We start from the raw sequence: 15,952 nt of genomic DNA, 5'->3' as shown, positions 1-15,952 counted from the left end.
GCTGCGATGCTCGTCATGTTTATATCCACTGTCTTCTGATTCGCTCGGCGGCGGCGCGCCGCCGAGCCCGAGAACAGGGCGGGTCCAATCCGCCCCGTCCAGTGTCCCGCCGCCTCAGAGCTTGTAATTAGCCTTGAGGAAGAAGGAACGGCCCATCGGATCGGTAAAGCGCGGATCGTAGCTACGCGGCGTGGTATCGCTTTGATTGGAGTACGGCGGCTCTTGATCGAACAGGTTCTTGATGCCGGCGGTCACCGTCAGCTGCTTGTTCCAGGCGTAGGAACCGGACAGATTCCAGGTGGAGTAAGGCCGCACAGTATTGTTCTGACCTTTCTTCGAGTTGCTGTCGGTGTAGCCGGAACGATAGTTCTGCGCCAGCACCCCGCTCCACGCGCCCAGCGACCAGTTCATCGACAAAGTGTGCTGCCAGCGGAAAGCCGGACCGTTCGCATCGATGTAAGATCCAAGGTTGCTGAAGTACGGGCCCTCTTTCTCTTTCTGGTAGGAGTACTTGGACAGATAGGTGCCATCCAGGGACGCATTGAAAGTGCCAATCGCGGTCCTGGGCAACAGCCAGTTCATCTTGATATCCACCCCTGCTGCGCTGAGATTGCCCAGGTTGGAATAGTCATCGACTAGATAAGACAGATTGCCGTTGCTATCGCGAATGAAGCGATCCGAATATTTGGACGGATTAGCGAAGATAGTATCTTCCGGGATCACATTGATCTGATTCTTGATCATGGTCCACCAGAAGTCGGCACTGGCGGTAAAGCTCTTCACCGGCTCGATCACGATGCCAAAGGACAAGGAGGACGACTTTTCCGGCTCCAGGTTCTTGTTGCCGCCGTAACGGATATCCCGCTGAATACTCTGGCACGCCAAGGCGTTCGCGCCAGGCACCGGGGTTTTGCCATTAGGGCAAGCACCGTAATCCACATAGGCACGGCCTGTCAGCTGCAACTGGTTAGGCTTGTGCATATTGTACAGAGACGGCGCACGGAAACCGGTACTGGCGGAGGAGCGGAACATCAGCTGCGGCAGCGGCTGGTACTTCACCGCCACCTTCGGATTGAAAGAGCTGCCGGAGTCGCTGTAGTGGTCGTAACGCGCGGCCAACTGCGCGTCCAGGTTCTTCAGAACTGGAATATCCGCCTCGCCGTACAACGAATAGGAGTTGCGGCTGCCAGCGGCGTCTTCGGTCTTGTTCTGACCAGTGCTCAGCGCATCGCGGGTTACCGCTTTGTTGTAGATCGTGCTCAAGGACTCGCGGCGTACCTCCGCGCCAAAGGCGATGGCCATCATCCCGGCCGGTAGTTGCAGCACTTCGCGGCTAGCCTTGATGTCGGCCATGTCTATGGTGGACTTGGCTTCCTTGGTCTGGCCGGTTATGCCCACCGAACGCCAGGCCGCCAGATTATTGCCGGACAAGTCAAACGGATCCAAAGCCCCGCTGTCGACCGCGGACTGCATCTTGCTCTTGCTAACGTAGCCGGAGTTCAGGTTTTCCTTGACCAGGTTTTCCGAACGGCCGATGCCGGCGCGATAATCCCAACCGGCGATCAGGCCTTCCATATTCAACATCAGGCGCTGCGTGACCGAATTGGCTTCAGTCACGCGATTACCTAGCGGGACGGTACGCACATACAACTGGTCGCGCTTGCTCGGGTCCACCGCGTTGGCGCGGGTGATGTCTCCCCCAGTCGGCAACGGCGCGTTTTGGGAGGTGGTGGTGGTTTCGGTGCGGGTGTATTGCAACGACAATTCGTGATTGTCGCCAATGCGTTTAGTGGCCTTGATCACACCGGAAATCTGCTCTACCTCCGGAATAATGCTGGGGTACAGCGAGTAATATTCCTGGCAGTTTTCGCCATTGAACGTGGAGAACGGCGGCCGGCAATTCGGTGCGGACGGAGTCATTAAGTCCCCGGTAACCCCATCAACATAATTGCCAGGCCAGGCATTGGGACTGGAACCGGTATCTTTATTGATCAGCGAAGCAAAGCCGCGCTGAGATGCCATCACTGGGTCTTTTTTCTGGTAATCGATGGCGCCGTAAATATTGAAACCATCGTTACCCAAATCCCCGTAGCCATAGGAAACATTGATGTTTTTATCATCGCCACCGCCGTGCTGCGGATTGGAAAAACTGCCTCCAATGCTGAAGCCTTTCAAACTCTTCTTGGTGATGAAGTTCATCACGCCGCCGATGGCGTCGGTGCCGTAAATGGCGGAGGCGCCGTCCAGCAACACTTCCACACGATCAATCACGGAAAGAGGGATGGCGTTCAGGTCGGCGGAAGTACCGTCAATCGCCTGATTGGCCATGCGACGACCGTCCAGCAATACCAGGGTGTATTGATTGCCCAGACCACGCAAGCTTGCAAACGCGGCACCGCCCGTAGAGGCGCCCACTGCAGCTGCCGCACCTTGCGACGACTGGTTGGCGGCAATGCTGTTGACCACCTGCTCCACCGTGGTCAGACCTTGCTTGGCCAGGTCTTCGGTTTTGAGAATGGTGACGGGCAGCGCTTTTTCCTGCTTGATGCTGCGCTTGATGTTGGAACCGGTGACCTCTACCCGATCCAGCTGACCGGAGTTCGCCTCAGCGGCGAATGCGAACGGCGCATGGCTCGCCATGCCAGCCATGGCCAGGGCAAGCACTAGCTGCTTCTTTTGACTTCTCAACTTGATTTCTCCTTAACTGCACACGGAAACCAGCAACGCTTCTGGCGAACGTTTGCTGGATACTGCAGGTCGTCGACAATCGAACGTCATGACCGTGTTTCGAGTGTGTTAAGGATTGTTGCCTTCCGTCAATATTTGTTGAGGGACGATCCGCGCTGTCCGGCGGCCCGCGCCAATGCGCCGTTTGACGGAGAAATGCGTAAAAATCATGTTTGCGCTTGAAAATCAATAGACTATGCCCCTGATTTTTGCCAGCAGCTTTTACAATCCCCAGCTAATTCCATGTCATTTTTTATAGCAAACACAACTTGCCATTGTTGCTTTTTTGCATTTTTACGACAAATTTGTACAAGAATTTCAGATTAGGCTAATTTTCCAAAAACTTATGCATTCGTTTTTTTAATGGCAGACATGCAAAAAATCATGGATCGCCAATGTCGTCCATTCCAACTTAGCCATTTCCATACAAGAAAAATCATTCCAAAAACATAAAACCCCGCCGCGCCAAACGGCGCGACGGGGCTTGGTCAATCCAACTTGCCGAGGCTTAAAGCTTGTAGCTGGCTTTCAGGAAGTAGGCGCGCCCCACCGGATCCGCCACCACCGGATCAAAACCGTACTGGAAGGTCTTGGTCTGATTGCTGAACGGCGGCTCCTGATCGAACAGGTTGCGGATGCCGGCGGTAATGGTCAGCTTCTTGTCCCAGACATAGCTGCCGGACAGGTTCCAGTTGGAGTACGGGCGCACATTGTGGCCTTCATCGCTGGGGTTCAGATCGGTGTAGCCGGACGAATAGTTCTGCACCAGCACCCCGCTCCACGGCCCTTGCGCCCAGTTGAACGCCAGGCTGTGCTTCCAGCGCAAGGTCGGCTGCAGAATATCCTTGTACCAACCGCCCAGCGAGCTCATGTAAGGCCCCTTGGGCTCCAGCTGTTGCTCGTACTTGGAGGTGTAGGTGCCGTCCAGATTGATGCCGAAATTGCCCCAGGAGGTCTTGGGCAGACGGAAAGCCAGGCTGATGTCCACGCCGGCCGCGCTCAAGGTGCCCAGGTTCTGGGTGGTGGTGATCACATGGTTGAGCGAGCCGTCGGGATTGCGCACGAACTTGTCGGCGTACTTGCCCGGATCGGCGAAAATCACGCCCGGGTCCAGCGCGCCTATGGTGTCCTTCACCGTGGTCCACCAGAAGTCAGCGCTGGCGGTGATTTCCTTGATCGGCTCGATCACGATGCCGAAGGTCAGCGAGCTGGCCTTCTCCGGCGACAAGTTGTTGTTGCCGCCCTGCAGCGCTTCAAACTGGGTGTTGCAATCGTCCACCTTGTTGCCGCCGTTGGCCGGCGTGCCGCCCGGGCAGCGCAAGGGGTCGTTGAACTTGTTGGCGGTGTAGGTCTTGCTGTTGGGCGTGAACACGTCGTATAGCGTCGGCGCGCGGAAGCCCTTGCTGGCCGAGGAACGGAACAAGACCTGCGGGATAGGCTGGTACTTGACGGCGACCTTCGGGTTGAAAGAACTGCCGAAGTCGGTGTAGCGGTCGTAACGCGCCGCCAACTGGGCGTCGAAGTTCTTGAAGATGGGGATATCCGCTTCGACATAGGCCGCGGTCACCCCGCGGCTGCCGCTGGTGGATTTGGAATCGGCGATGCCGGAACCCAGCGCGTACTGGGCGATGTCCTGGATCTGGCTGTCCAGCTTCTCGCGCCGGGTTTCCACGCCGAAAGCCGTCGCCATCATGCCGGCCGGCAACTGCAGCACTTCCTTGCTGACCTTGAAGTCCGCCATCACCGTCTGGTATTTGGCGACCCAGCCGTCTCCCTTCAGCTCGGTGCTCTGCCAGGCGCCTGGCGCCGAATCGCCGAAGGGGTTGATGGTGCCGTCCTGGAAAGCGGCGGCGATCTTGTCGCCGTGCACATAGCCGGACTTGTAGTTGATGGTGGTCTTGTTCTCGGAGTAGGCCACCCCGCCGCGGTAATCCCAGCCCGCCAGCAAGCCTTCGGCATTGAAAGCCAGCCGCTGCGTGGTGGACAGGCTCTCGGTCACGCGCGGGCCCAGCGGCACGGAGCGCGAGTTGATCACCACGTCGCTGCCGTCAGTGGGGGTGCCGTCCGGCAAATGGGTTGGATAGTACTTGTCGCCGGCCTTCAACGTGGCGATCTTGGTCAGCGGCGCCGGCGAGATATGCGTGGTGCTGACGTTGCGCGCGCCCATGTATTGCAGCGACAGGGTATGGTCCCCAATCTGCTTGGTGCCCTTGACGAAGGCGGTCAGCTGCTCCACCTCCGGCGTCAGGTCCATGTAGAGGTTGGCGTTTTCGCCACAGGAGTTGGCGTCTATCGGCTTGGCGTACGGCGGTTTGCAATTCGGCGCCGCCGGGTTGTAGGCGTTGCCCTTGTAAGTGAAGTTGGACGGAAAAACCCTGCCGCTCAGGTTGTTCGCAGTCAGGTATTTATTGGCGAAGGAACGGTCCAGCGTGGTGATGGCGTCCAGCTTCTGGTAGCTCAAGGAGCCGTAAACGTTGTAGCCGTCCTTGTTCAAATCGCCGATGCCGGCGGTGATGCTGGCGCTGCCGGTGTTGCCGCCCTTGTGGTCGGTGGACACCAGTTCGCCCGCCACCGTCACGCCCTGATAGCTTTTCTTGGTGATGAAGTTGATCACGCCGCCGATGGCGTCGGTGCCGTAAATGGCGGAGGCGCCGTCGCGCAGCACTTCGATGCGCTCAATCGCCGACAAGGGAATGGCGTTCAAATCCGTGGCGTATCCGCCAATCGCCTGGCTGGCGACGCGTCGGCCGTCCAGCAGCACCAAGGTGTACTGCGAGCCCAGGCCGCGCAGGCTGGCGTAGGACGCGCCGCCCGACACCGTCTGCACCGACGAGGCGCCCACCATGCTGGACTGGTTGCTGGCCAGCGAGTTCACCACCTGCTCCACCGTGGTGAAGCCCTGCTTGCTCATTTCCTCGGTGCGCACCACCGTGACCGGCAGCGCCTTTTCCTGCTTGATGCTGCGTTTGATGTTGGAGCCGGTGACTTCCACCCGGTCCAGGGTGCCGCTGCTGGATTCCGCCGCCCAGGCGCTGCCGGCTTGGCCGCCCAGGCCTGCCAGGGCCAGGGCCAGCACCAACTTCTTCTTGCTAGTTCTCATGATTTCTCCAGTCATGTGTCTAACCTGCTTAGCGCGCTTCTCTAGACACGCTTTTCGCAGATCATCCAGCCACAGACTATTTGTCATATGGCCTGACACGATGCTTGGAGCATTTATTACAGACGGTCAATCGGCATCATGATTCGTCACACTCGGCTTTTCCGTCCCTGCCGGTTCCCAGAGCTGCAACCGCCCCGCCGCCATCGGCCGGAAAGGCCGCCGGCAAAGGCTCGCCACCTATGCCAGGGCATGGTCCGCCGCGCCGGCGAGCGCAACGGCGCGTTGCCTTTTTGCCAATGCGCTGCGCGGCGCGATATTTTCATGACATGTGTAAAAATCAGAAAGACGATTAAATCAATGCATTTAACTCATACCTGTCGAACGCCGACTCATGAGGCCGGACTCGGTTCGCAGTCCTTTAAGGAAACCATGCGTTCCGGCTGTCCGGCCAGTTGCACCCGCATCGCCCGGCCGGCCAGTTCGCGTCCTTCCAGCCGGCGCGGCTCGGCGCTGAAATTCACCGTCAGCCGGCTGCCGTCGGCGAAGCGGGTCTGCTGCGACAAGCGATCCGGTGTCAGCCAGGAGAAGCCGGTCATCGCCTGGGTCGCCAGTTGCCGATGCAGCGGCCGGAACACCTGGTCGGCGCAACGCATCAGCGGCAAACGCCGCACCAGGCTGTCCGCGCTCAGGTGCCAGAGCGGCGGCGTGTTGTACAGCCACTGCGTCAGCAGATTGTCGGCGTAGGCGTTACTGAACTTCAGGTTGTCGTACAGCCAGTGATTGGTGGTGACGATGGAGTCGTGGAACACCGCCTGATAGAGCGGTAGCCGGTATTGCGGCTGGTAGTAGATGCTCAGGTAAGGCTGTTTCAAGGGCACGGAACGGAAAAACACCTCGGGCTGATTCGCCGGAAACCAGCGACCCAGGAAATACGGCGACTTGGGGTTTTTCTGCAGATCGACGTCGCCCCAGCCCAGCACCGGCACCTGCATGCCGTGCGCGAAGGCGATGCCAAGGGAGGTGGCGGCGTTGCCGTTCTCCGAGCCCACCGGCACGCCGAAGCGATCCCGCACCCAGACCATGCTGCGCTCGTTGCCGGCCGCCATCCCGGCCTGGCTCATGCGCCGCCCCGGAGTGTAATCGTCGAACACCATGCCGGTGGCGTAGGCGTCCAGGAACCAGCTGTTGAAGCCCAAGGCCCGGTGCAGCGCCTGGCTGCGCTGGCGCAAGACCGGCCGCACGCACTCCGGATTGGTGTAATAGCCGGACTGCTGGAAGCCGCTCTTGCGCCGGCCGCCGGCCAGGGTGATGCCGCAGTCCCGGTACGCGGCGGCGCCCAGCTGCGCCGTCAGCCAATCTTCGCGCCGCCCCGGCTGCAAGGCGGTTTGATAGGAGTCGTAAGACGCCATCAAATAGCCGGCGCTCACGCCCTCCGCCATCGCTTGCGGCTGCCACAAGCCCCCTTCCCAATTGTCCATGCCCAGCCACAGCCGCTCCAGGCCGGCCTCGCGCAAAGCCCGGAGCGTGCGCAGCGACAAGCCGCCGCCCCAGTCGTCCGCCGGGCCCAAGGCCGCGCCGAACACCTCCTTCACCTCGCGACGCAGGCGGCGGTAAGGCGCGGCCAGCTTGCTCCACTCCGGCGCGGCGCTCAGCCAGCCGGCGCGCGCCTCCGCCGTCGCCGCCTGATTGAAGGCCGCCAACAGCACCCGGCGCTGGTAGCCGTCTGGACGCGCCGCAGCCGTTCGCAACGCCACGGCGGCCTCGGCGTCGAAACGCCCCCGCAGCCGGCGCGCCAGCGCGCTGTCGCCGCGCAACAGGCTCAGCCAGCGTTCCCAGTCGCTCACATCGGCCGCGCCCAGCAAATCGTTGCCCCACAGATAGACATGGCTGGCGCCCACCAGCTTGGCGGTTTCAGGCTGAGCGCGCATCTTGTCGGCCAGGCTCTCGAAACGCCCCGCCTCGATCAGCCATTGCCGATAGCGCTTGGCCCCGGCCAAGGGATCGCCGTCCGCCAGATGCAGCAGCAGCGTCATCGGCTCCCGCTGATTCACGGCGTTGAAATCATGGCTCAGCGCCAGGCTCAGGCCGGCGCCGTCCCGGCTGATCCGCAAGCGGTTGTTGAAGGGATTGAGCAGCAGCCAATGCAGGCTGTTCGCGCCGTAGTCCATGCCCCACAGCGGCAGACTGAGGTTTTCCGAGGTGTTCAGCCCGTCGCCGGCGAAGCGCGGCAGGAAATCCAGCCACAGCGGATCGCCGGCCGGCGCATAACTGCCCTCGGCCAAGGGCAGCAGCAAGCCGCGCCCCATCGCCGCAGCCGGTTGCCGCAGCAGCGGCACCGTCTCCGCGGCGCCGGCCTCGGCTTGAACCGTCAAGCTCAGGTCCGGCCCGTCCAGGCGCGCGCTCAAACGATAACGGCCCTGCTCCCAAGACCAGGCGGCGCCGGCCTCGTCCGCGCGTAGATCCGCCACCGCCCGCGCCGGACCTCCGCTAGACACCGCCAGCGGCGGCTGCCCGGCCGGCGTCGCGGTCACCGCCAGGGTGGCCGGGTCCAGCGCCACCCGCCATTGCGCGTTTTCCAGGCGGATTTGCGCCCAGGCGCTCAGAGGCAAGCTCATCGCCGCCAGCGCCAGAACAAGGAAACGAGGGGTAATCGGCATTGCGAACGCTCTCCATATTGGAATCAAGGTGGAGAGATTAGAAAGGCAAAGGCCGGCGCGATTGTCAGGCCAATGTCAGGATTTCAGCGCGGACCAACCTGACGGTGCGCCAGCCTCAGCACTAATTGGCCGCGCGCCTCGGCGCGCACCAGGGCCACGCTTTGCCACAGCTCGCCCCGGCTGGGCGGCCAGCGCAGCGCCTCGCCCAACTCGCGTCGCCGCCACCAGACAAAACCATAGTCGCTGCGCCGCAGCAGCGACTGCTCCAGCCAAGGCTGCGCGCAGGCCGCGCGCGGCGGCGGCAAGCGCGACACCGCCAGCGGGCTGCGCGACAGCCAGTCCAGGTTGGCTACTTCCGGCAAGGCCAGCTCCGCCTGCCATTGCCGGCCGGCGGCGCTGAGCTGCAAGCGATAAGCGCCCGCCGCCAGCGGGCGGCTCAGGTCCTCGCTTTCCAGGCGGAAACCCTGGCCGTCTTCCCGCTCCAGCAAGCCGCCGCGTAACAGATCATGCCCCTGCGCGTCCAATAGCCTGGCGTCCTCCAGCGCGCCGCGGCCGCTCAACACCACCCGGTAGGCGCGCGCCAGCGGCATGTCGCGCTGCGCCAGTTCCAGCGTCAACCGCGGCAACCAGGCCGGCAGCGTCAACGGCGCGTCCTTGCCGCAATGCTCGGCGCTCAGCGCCGCCAGCGTCTGCGTCCAGGCCTGCCGCTGCGCCTGGCTGCGCAAGGCCGGCCAGCTCTCGGACAGCGCGCGCCAGGCGGCCGCGTCGTCCGCCCCCAGCAAGGCTCGGTTCAAGGCCGCCAAGGGGTCGGCGACGGCCGGTGCGGCCAGCGCCAGCCACAGGCACAAAGCGCGCCGCATCAGGCCTGCTCCAGACGGTAACCGACGCCGCGCACGGTTTCGATGACGAGGCCGGGCAGCTTCTGCCGCAGTTGCAGGATATGGGTGTCCACGGTGCGCGTGGACGGGAAGTGCTGATAGCCCCAGACCTGGTTCAGCAGTTCGTCACGGCTCATCACCCGCCCGGCCATGCGCGCCAGCAAGGCCAGCAGTTCGAACTCGGTGCGCGTCAAGACCACCTCCCGTCCCTGCCAGTTCGCCGACTGCCTGGCCGGCTGCAGGCTCAAGGCCCCCAGGCTCAGGCTGCCATCGCCCAGGGGCCGCAGCTGGGCGCGAATCCGCGCCAGCAACTCGGCGTGGGCGAAGGGTTTGCTCAGGTAATCGCGCGCGCCCGCCTCCAAGCCAGCCACCCGGTCGCCCACCTCCACCCGCGCCGTCAGCACGATGACCGGCAAGGCTTTGAGCGCCAGCCAGCCGGGCAGATGCCGCAGACTGTCGCCGTCCGGCAAGCTGCGGTCCAGGATGACCAGGTCGGCGCGCAGCCACTGCGCTGCCGCCTCTTCCGCCCGCCGCAGCCACTGGCAGCGATAGCCCGCGTCTTCCAGAAAGCGGCTCAGGCCCTCGCCCAGCGTCTCGTCGTCTTCAATCAGCAGCAAGGTGTTCATGCAAGATGATCCTGTCGCGGCGCCCGCTTGGCGGGCAGTTGCAAGCTAAAACTCGTGGGCGGGCCGGACAGGCGCAGCCGCCCGCCCAGCCTCGCCAGCACCCGCAGGACAATGGCCAGGCCCAAGCCCATGCCTTCGCCGCCGCTGCCGCGCCGCGTCAGTCGGCGCAGCCGGTAATCCGACAGACGACCGCCGTCGCACACCGTCAGCGTCAGCCTGCGGCCGTCCCAGTCCGCCAGCACCCGCCACGGCGGCCGGCCGTGCCGGCGCGCGTTGGCCAGCAGATTGTCCAGGCACAGACCCAGCCAATAGGCCGGCAACAGCAGCGTCGCGTCCTCGTTCAGGCAAAAAGCGGCCTGGTGCCGCTCCGCGACCGCGTCCAGCCACTCCGCCAGCCGCACCGCTTGCCGCCCCTCGTCCAGCCGGTCGGCGGACAAGTAATGGCGGCTGGCTTCGGCCAACTGGCGCAGGCGGCTGACGCCGCCGGCCAAATGGCCAAAATGATCTTGAGCGGAATCCGGCAGGCGGTCGAAGTCGCGGCGCAGCCCCTCCACCACGCCGGCCAGGCCGGCGATGGGAGTGCGCAACTCATGGGTCAGCATCTGCAAGGCGAAGCGCCGCTCCCGCTCCAGGCGCCGCCGCTGCCAGGCCAGCCAGCCGCCGCCGGCCAACGCCAGCCCGGCCAGGCCCGCCAGCACCGCCCGCCACGGCCAGGCCGGCGCCGGCGTAGGGTTCAAACACAACCCGTCCAGACGCTCCGCGCAAGCACTCGTCCCGGCCGCCGACACACTCACCCCGGCCGCTTCCGCCCGCTCCCGCCAGGCGGCGGCCGGGTAAAGCCGCCAATGGCCGTCGCGCAGCCGCCACAAGGCGCCGTCCTGCCACAGCCAGCGCGCGCCGGCTAGCAAGGCGTCCAGATTGTCGTCGGACAAAGCGCCCAACAACCCCAGGTCGTCGGCGCGCTCGCGCACGTGCAGCCAGTCCGCCGCCTCCGCCCGCGGCCGGCCCTGCCGCCAATGCGCGGCGCTGCTGCCGCCCAGCGGATGGACCGGATGCAGGCGCAGCCAATCCGCCGGCAAGCGCCCGTCCATGCAGCGCCGGCCTTCGAAATCCCGCCACAGCGGCGGCACGGCGGACAGATCCCCCTCGCAGCCGCGCTCGTGCGCCGCCAGCTGCCGCAAGGCGCGCAGACCGTAGCGGGACCAGGCCGGCTGCAGCGACTCCGGCGCGATCAGGCCCTCGTCCAGCGACTGGATCCGCGCCAGCGCCAAAGACTGCGCCGGCCGCGACTCGGCCAGGGCGGCGTCCAGCCGCGACGACAGTTCGCCGGCCCAGGCCGCGTGGCAGATCAACAGGCAACAACACAGACGTAGCATCATGCGCCGCATTATACGGAAAACCCGCCGCCGCTCGGCTGACAGCCCGCCGCGAATCCGCTAGCATGCGTTTCCGGCTCATGACACCAGATCGGCATCCACGTGAAAGCAGGCTTTTCCTTCTTCGCCACCCGGCGCTTCTTCCCGCTGTTCGGCACCCAGTTTCTGGGCGCCTTCAACGACAACCTGCTGAAAACCGCCATCGTGGTGCTGATCAGCTTTCACGGCCTCAGCCTGGCCGGGCTGCCGCCGGAGCAACTGGTCAATCTGGCCGCCGGCGTGTTCATCCTGCCCTTCTTCCTGTTTTCCGCCACCGCCGGCAAATTGTCCGAGCGTTACGACAAGGCCGTCATCGCCCGCTGGATCAAGCTGGCCGAGATCGCCATCATGCTGCTGGCCGGCGCCGGCTTCTTCCTGCACTCCGCCGGCCTGCTGCTCTCCGCGCTGTTTCTGATGGGCGCCCACTCCGCCTTTTTCGGCCCGCTCAAATACTCGGTGCTGCCGCAATACCTGAAAGAACACGAGCTGGTGGGCGGCAACGGCCTGATCGAAATGGGCACCTTTCTCGCCATCCTGGTCGGCCAGATCGGCGGCAGCATGCTGACCACCGGCGGCCCGCTGCTGATCACCGCCACCTTGCTGGCCACCGCCCTGTTCGGCTACGGCGCCAGCCGCGCGATGCCGCCGGCCCGGCCCGGCGCGCCGGAGTTGAAGCTGTCCTTCAATTTCCTCAAGGATTCGGTAGTGCTGATGCGCGACGCCTGGCGCATCCGCGACGTGCGCTGCGCCATCCTCGGCATTTCCTGGTTCTGGCTGATGGGCGCGGTCTACACCACCCAGCTGCCCACCTTCACCCGCCTGCATCTGGGCGGGGACGCCGGCGTCTACACCCTGCTGCTGGCGCTGTTCTCCATCGGCATCGGCCTGGGTTCGGTGGTCTGCGCCAAATTGTCGCAAGGCAAGCTGCAACTGGGCATGGTGCTGGTGGGCAGCGTAGGCATGACACTGTTTGGCGGCGACCTGGCGCTGTCCGCGCTGCCGCACTACCGCGGCGAGCTGATCGGTCTGGCCGATTTCCTCGCCCGCGCCGGCAGCTGGCGCAATATGGTCGACGTGGCGTTGCTGGGCTTCTTCGGCGGCTTCTTCACCGTGCCGCTGTACACCTGGCTGCAAACCGCCAGCCCGGACGATTTCCGTTCCCAGGCCGTGGCCGCCAACAATATCGCCAACGGCTTCTACATGGTGGCCGCCGCCATCGGCAGCGCGCTGGCGCTGAAGTTTTACGACAGCATCGCCATCCTGCTGCTGGCCACCGCCGCGCTCAATATTCTGGCCACGCTGCATCTGCTCAGCGCCGCGCCGGTGATCTGGCGGCAACGGCTGGACTGGCTGCGGGCGTTGCGCGGCTAAGAACCTGTTTACGATCTGCTGCGCGTCGGTGATACGGCGTTGAAAACGTCTTCGAAATGCTCATGTACCGTTGAGTACGACAAGGCGGCGCAACGCAGCATCAGGGGTTTGTTAGCCGCTCTAAGCGTCGACAGCCTCCAGCTCGAACACCCCGTCCATCCGCCAGCGCTCCCGCTCCCGGGAGGGCGCCGCGCCGGCCGGCAGCGCCGGCCGCACTTCCAGCTCCAGCTGCAATGCTCGGCCCGTTTCGCCGCCATCGGGATACACATGTACCCGCTGGCCGGGACGCAGCGGGGCCGAGCGCAGACGTTCGCCACCCGCTTCCCCCTCTAGCCGGAAGTAGGCGGCGCGCCCATCCAGCGTCGCCGAGCGCAACACCAGACGCACCGAGCCCTGGGGACCGAAGCGGAACGAGGCCGCATCCGCCGCCGGGCCGTTAAAACGCAAGGCCAGCGCCTGGGGCTGATCGCAGACGGCTTGCAAGCTCAACACTCGCGCCTCCAGGCCGGCCCCCAACACGCCTCGACCGACATGTTCGCGCAAGGCGGCCAGCGGCACCACGCCATAATCCAGATGGGGCAAGCTCACGGTCAACGCGCACCGCCGCTCCTCGGCCGCGACGCCGGCGCTCAAGGCCGCCAGCACAAGCAAACTCCACTTGCTCATTCTCATCCCTCCGCTCCTCTGTCTTCGTCGCGGCGTTCCGACGCCTCCGCTTTGAGCTGCGCGCTTGGCGGCTCCTGCACGCAGCTTGCCTTGACGGTTTGGTACAAGGCGGACGCCTCCTCGTCCGGCAACACATAGCTCAGCCGGCAGCGTTGCCCCGGCAGATGCTCGACATACAGTCCGTTCTGCGCCATCGCCTGATCCAGAAACACCTCGCCGCCGCTCCCTGTTATCGTGACAAAACGCCCTTCCGCGTCAACCACACTCAAACCCGCCGCCAATGACGTGCCGCCCTCGCCCACAATCTGGATCAACAGGCGCTGGGTTTTAAGCACCGAGAACGCCACCTGGCTGACCGAACCATGCCCGGCGCGCACTACCTTCAAGCCGTTCGCCACGTCCGCGTTGCGCGGCAGGCTAGGCGTCTGCAGTTCCACCCGGGTATCGGCATAAGCGTTCAGGCTTGCCAATACCGCGAGCCCCTCGCCATCGCTCCACACCGGGCCGCTGGGCGTGCTGAACTTCACCCCGGACAAGCCCCCCACCGACACCACCCCGATGCTGTCGCGCAGCGGATAGGGAGAGAAAGTCAGTCCGCGTTCATGCCACAGCGCGCCACCGCGCAGGCTGGCGTTGTAGGACTGCGCGCCGCTGCGCTGGCTCAAGCCCAGGCCCAGCTGGGCGTAACGCGGAATCCAGTGCAAGTTGCCGTTGAAGCCAGTGCTGTTCCTGTTGGCGTCCCGCTCCGCCGCCACGCTGTAATTCAGGTTGTCGCTGACGATTTCGCGGTAACTGGTCCCCAGGGTTTCGCTCTGACCATAGCGTTGCAGATAAGCGCTCAGGCTGGCGCGCTCCAGCGGCAGATCCACGTTCAAGTAAAACTGATTGCGATGCGCGCCCGCGCTCTGCCCCAAATCGCGGCCCATGTTCAAGGTCACATTGGCGCCGCCCAGACGCCGGCTCCAGCCGCCATTCAACCGCTGAGTGGCATCCGCGCCGTTGCGGGAGCGAGTGACGCCCAGGCTGAACGCGCCCAGCGCGTCATGGCGATAAGACAGAGACAGGCCGTACTGCGTCAACGCCGTCGGCGTCTCCTGCTGCCGAGCCGCGGAGTCCGACAGCGTGCGGAAGTGGGCGCTCTGCCGACTCACACTCAAAGCGCCGGATAAGCGCTCGCCCCAGGCCGCGCTCAAGGACGCGCTGTATTGCATGCCGCTCCGGTTCGCCGCATTGTCGCGGGAGGTCACCGCTCGCGCGCCGGCCAAGACCTGAGGACTCAGCAGATAGGACAAGGCCCCGCCGGCGGAATGAAAGCGCTCGGACCATAGGCCGCCCAGGCTGAGATCCAACTCCCGGGCCAGCCGCCAGCTGCGGCTGCCGGAAAACAGCCACGGCGTGTCGCCATCCTGGCCTCCAAACTGGCGCACCCTGCCCGCCGCGATATTGAAACCCTCATCGTCGCCGGCCGGACTAGCGAAAAACGCCGCCGCCGGCACGGTGAAAGCGTGCTGACTGCCATCGCTTTCAGTAACGGTGACATGTAGATCGAAACCCGCCGAGAGGATGGGCACATCGTTCAATTCAAAAGCGCCGGGCGGCACCATCGTGCTGTACACCAACGCGCCGGATTGCCGCACTTCCACCCGGGCTTCGCTCTGGGCTATGCCCTTGACCAGCGGCAAGTTGCCTCGCGGCAACAGCGCTCCTTGCGGCAGCCACTGCGCGCCGGAGAAGTTCACGCCGGCGAACAGCGGGTTGTTCAGCGACAGCTCGCCCAATTGCAGGATGGACTTGCTGTCCAGCAGGGTCTTCTGCGCATAGCTGTACAGGTACTGGAAACGATTGCTCGCCTCGTTGCGCGCAAAGCTTTGCCGGCTGCGCACCATCCAGTCGTTCCAATTGAATCCCAGCTCCGTGAAGCCCTGCAGATACTGCAGGCTTCGCCCGCCGCTGCTGCTGCGCATGGCCAGCAACTCATAGTTGAACAGACCGGCGCCGCCGCCGCTGTCGTAGCCGTCCAGCTGTGCCTGCTCGCGCCGCAAGGCGTTGCTGGGCGCCAGGATGTCCACCCGCGCCAGCTCCGGCCGCAGCTTGACCACCGCCTGCGGATAAAAGTCCGTCAGCTCGCGGCAGCCTGCCTCCGCCGGCGGTTTGCCGGCCGTGGGCAACAAACCGGCGGCGGCCCAGAACCCGTCGTCGACGCACAGGCGACCATTCCCGTCTATCGTCAGCTCGGTGCTGCCGCGGCCGGCGCCATTGACGGATAAGGACACCCGATTCCTACCTGGCACAAAGCGTGCGCCCTGGCTGAAGTACTCCGCCACGCCGGGATCGATGCCGCTTGCCTTCAATACGCCCAAGTCGAACATCGTGCCGTCTTCGGGCACGCCTCGCGCCGCCGCTTCAACGGAAAACACCGGAACCAGCCCGACCAGCCACAGCAATAGCGGAATGGGCCGGAGCAACCATTCAATTGAACACTTCATCTAGCAGGACCAAAGAATTTGGATGA

9 protein-coding genes are annotated in these 15,952 nt (G+C 64.2%); 1 reads left to right on the top strand and 8 read right to left on the bottom strand.

Annotated features, from left to right (window positions below):
- Window positions 1-114: 114 nt before the first annotated feature.
- The 6 genes from VK98_RS21850 to VK98_RS21825 form a co-directional block, all read right to left on the bottom strand.
- Window positions 115-2,664 (bottom strand): TonB-dependent receptor, encoded by a 2,550-nt coding sequence (locus VK98_RS21850; protein ID WP_231589349.1) that lies wholly within the window; start codon window positions 2,662-2,664, stop codon window positions 115-117.
- A 571-nt stretch (window positions 2,665-3,235) separates the two neighbouring features.
- Window positions 3,236-5,827 (bottom strand): TonB-dependent receptor, encoded by a 2,592-nt coding sequence (locus tag VK98_RS21845; protein WP_082159183.1) that lies wholly within the window; start codon window positions 5,825-5,827, stop codon window positions 3,236-3,238.
- 389 nt (window positions 5,828-6,216) lie between these two features.
- A complete protein-coding gene (locus tag VK98_RS21840; protein WP_048416031.1) occupies window positions 6,217-8,484 on the bottom strand; it encodes a glycoside hydrolase in 2,268 nt (755 codons plus the stop codon).
- 83 nt (window positions 8,485-8,567) lie between these two features.
- Window positions 8,568-9,344: a DUF2861 family protein gene (locus tag VK98_RS21835; protein WP_048416030.1), complete on the bottom strand. Its 777-nt coding sequence runs from the start codon at window positions 9,342-9,344 to the stop codon at window positions 8,568-8,570.
- Window positions 9,344-9,988, bottom strand: coding sequence for a response regulator transcription factor (locus VK98_RS21830; RefSeq protein WP_048416029.1), 645 nt, complete (start codon window positions 9,986-9,988; stop codon window positions 9,344-9,346). The genes VK98_RS21835 and VK98_RS21830 overlap by 1 nt, the downstream gene beginning before the upstream one ends.
- Complete coding sequence (locus VK98_RS21825; RefSeq protein ID WP_048416028.1) at window positions 9,985-11,367, bottom strand: DUF3404 domain-containing protein; 1,383 nt, start codon at window positions 11,365-11,367, stop codon at window positions 9,985-9,987. The genes VK98_RS21830 and VK98_RS21825 overlap by 4 nt, the downstream gene beginning before the upstream one ends.
- A gap of 99 nt (window positions 11,368-11,466) precedes the next feature.
- On the opposite strand from VK98_RS21825, the gene VK98_RS21820 reads away from it, so the two are divergent.
- Entirely contained in the window at window positions 11,467-12,774 is a 1,308-nt protein-coding gene (locus VK98_RS21820) for an MFS transporter (protein ID WP_048416027.1), read from the top strand.
- 120 nt (window positions 12,775-12,894) lie between these two features.
- On the opposite strand, the gene VK98_RS23030 is transcribed toward VK98_RS21820, so the two are convergent.
- Together VK98_RS23030 and VK98_RS21810 are read right to left on the bottom strand one after the other, a co-directional pair.
- Window positions 12,895-13,440, bottom strand: coding sequence for a hypothetical protein (locus VK98_RS23030; protein ID WP_053077544.1), 546 nt, complete (start codon window positions 13,438-13,440; stop codon window positions 12,895-12,897).
- Window positions 13,441-13,442: 2 nt separating this feature from the next.
- Window positions 13,443-15,926, bottom strand: coding sequence for a fimbria/pilus outer membrane usher protein (locus tag VK98_RS21810; RefSeq protein WP_082159181.1), 2,484 nt, complete (start codon window positions 15,924-15,926; stop codon window positions 13,443-13,445).
- Between the last annotated feature and the right edge of the window lie 26 nt (window positions 15,927-15,952).

This window comes from Chromobacterium sp. LK11 (genome assembly GCF_001043705.1).
In the GTDB taxonomy this organism is placed as follows: Bacteria; Pseudomonadota; Gammaproteobacteria; order Burkholderiales; family Chromobacteriaceae; genus Chromobacterium; species Chromobacterium alkanivorans.
The sequence above is the reverse complement of the archived record's forward strand: the minus strand, read 5'-3'. Positions and strand labels throughout refer to the sequence as shown.

What these genes read in the sequence shown, in the direction of transcription:
- VK98_RS21830 (WP_048416029.1), bottom strand. Translation starts at nt 9,988, where the DNA reads ATGAACACCTTGCTGCTGATTGAAGACGACGAGACGCTGGGCGAGGGC.
- VK98_RS21835 (WP_048416030.1), bottom strand. Translation starts at nt 9,344, where the DNA reads ATGCGGCGCGCTTTGTGCCTGTGGCTGGCGCTGGCCGCACCGGCCGTC.
- VK98_RS21840 (WP_048416031.1), bottom strand. Translation starts at nt 8,484, where the DNA reads ATGCCGATTACCCCTCGTTTCCTTGTTCTGGCGCTGGCGGCGATGAGC.
- VK98_RS21825 (WP_048416028.1), bottom strand. Translation starts at nt 11,367, where the DNA reads ATGATGCTACGTCTGTGTTGTTGCCTGTTGATCTGCCACGCGGCCTGG.
- VK98_RS21810 (WP_082159181.1), bottom strand. Translation starts at nt 15,926, where the DNA reads ATGAAGTGTTCAATTGAATGGTTGCTCCGGCCCATTCCGCTATTGCTG.
- VK98_RS23030 (WP_053077544.1), bottom strand. Translation starts at nt 13,440, where the DNA reads ATGAGCAAGTGGAGTTTGCTTGTGCTGGCGGCCTTGAGCGCCGGCGTC.
- VK98_RS21845 (WP_082159183.1), bottom strand. Translation starts at nt 5,827, where the DNA reads ATGAGAACTAGCAAGAAGAAGTTGGTGCTGGCCCTGGCCCTGGCAGGC.